Here is a 1,688-nt window from a genome sequence, read left to right as displayed (position 1 = left end):
ATACCTGCCTGACACCCCTTGTGGGTGAAGGGTTTTGGTGGAGCGCGGGACCTGATCCTGGGAGGCAAGCGTATTAACAGGTGTGACGCAGGAAGGTAGCCGAGCCGGGCGATGGTTGTCCCGGTCTAAGGATGTAGGGCGAACGGTAGGCAAATCCGCCGTTCATGATGCCTGAGATCCGATGGGACTCCCGTAAGGGGGGATTCGGTGATCCTATGCTGCCTAGAAAAGCATCGACGCGAGGTTTTAGCCGCCCGTACCCCAAACCGACACAGGTGATCAGGTAGAGAATACTAAGGCGATCGAGAGAATTATGGTTAAGGAACTCGGCAAAATGCCCCCGTAACTTCGGGAGAAGGGGGGCCCCCATCGTGATGGACACAAGCTGTCCGGAGCGTGCAGGGGCCGCAGAGACCAGGGGGAAGCGACTGTTTACTAAAAACACAGGTCCGTGCGAAGTCGCAAGACGATGTATACGGACTGACTCCTGCCCGGTGCTGGAAGGTTAAGAGGACCGGTTAGCCGCAAGGCGAAGCTGAGAATTCAAGCCCCAGTAAACGGCGGTGGTAACTATAACCATCCTAAGGTAGCGAAATTCCTTGTCGGGTAAGTTCCGACCTGCACGAATGGAGTAACGACTTCCCCGCTGTCTCAACCATAAACTCGGCGAAATTGCAGTACGAGTAAAGATGCTCGTTACGCGCAGCAGGACGGAAAGACCCCGAGACCTTTACTATAGTTTGGTATTGGTGTTCGGAGTGGCTTGTGTAGGATAGGTGGGAGACGTTGAAGCCCGGACGCCAGTTCGGGTGGAGTCATCGTTGAAATACCACTCTGGTCACTTTGGACATCTAACTTCGGCCCGTAATCCGGGTCAGGGACAGTGCCTGATGGGTAGTTTAACTGGGGCGGTTGCCTCCTAAAAAGTAACGGAGGCGCCCAAAGGTTCCCTCAGCCTGGTTGGCAATCAGGTGTCGAGTGTAAGTGCACAAGGGAGCTTGACTGTGAGAGAGACATCTCGAGCAGGGACGAAAGTCGGGACTAGTGATCCGGCGGTACATTGTGGAATGGCCGTCGCTCAACGGATAAAAGGTACCTCGGGGATAACAGGCTGATCTTGCCCAAGAGTCCATATCGACGGCATGGTTTGGCACCTCGATGTCGGCTCGTCGCATCCTGGGGCTGGAGTAGGTCCCAAGGGTTGGGCTGTTCGCCCATTAAAGCGGTACGCGAGCTGGGTTTAGAACGTCGTGAGACAGTTCGGTCCCTATCCGCTGCGCGCGCAGGAAATTTGAGAAGGGCTGTCCTTAGTACGAGAGGACCGGGACGGACGAACCTCTGGTGTGTCAGTTGTACTGCCAAGTGCACCGCTGATTAGCTACGTTCGGATGGGATAACCGCTGAAAGCATCTAAGCGGGAAGCTCGCTTCGAGATGAGATTTCCATACACCTTGTGTGTGAGAGGCCCCCAGCCAGACCACTGGGTTGATAGGCCGGATGTGGAAGCGAGGACTAACGACTCGTGAAGCTGACCGGTACTAATAGGCCGATAACTTACACCACACACCACCTGGACAAACCAATCCTTCAAAAGAGGTTTGCCCATCAAGGGTGGTACAAAGATAACAAGACTGCTTGCGTCCACTATGTGGTTCCCAACCAACAAACCCGTTGCGTGAGGAACAAAA

General features: G+C 54.7%; 1 rRNA gene (running past one end of the window). It reads left to right on the top strand.

From position 1 onward, the window contains the following. Positions 1–1,563, top strand: a 23S ribosomal RNA gene (locus QMG72_RS17625); it begins 1,669 nt to the left of the window's first position. The last annotated feature ends 125 nt before the right edge of the window (positions 1,564–1,688 follow it).

It is taken from the genome of Pseudarthrobacter sp. PH31-O2, from assembly GCF_030063265.1.
Taxonomy (GTDB): domain Bacteria; phylum Actinomycetota; class Actinomycetes; order Actinomycetales; family Micrococcaceae; genus Arthrobacter.
Note: the sequence above shows the minus strand (reverse complement) of the source record. Positions and strands in the feature narration are given on the sequence as shown.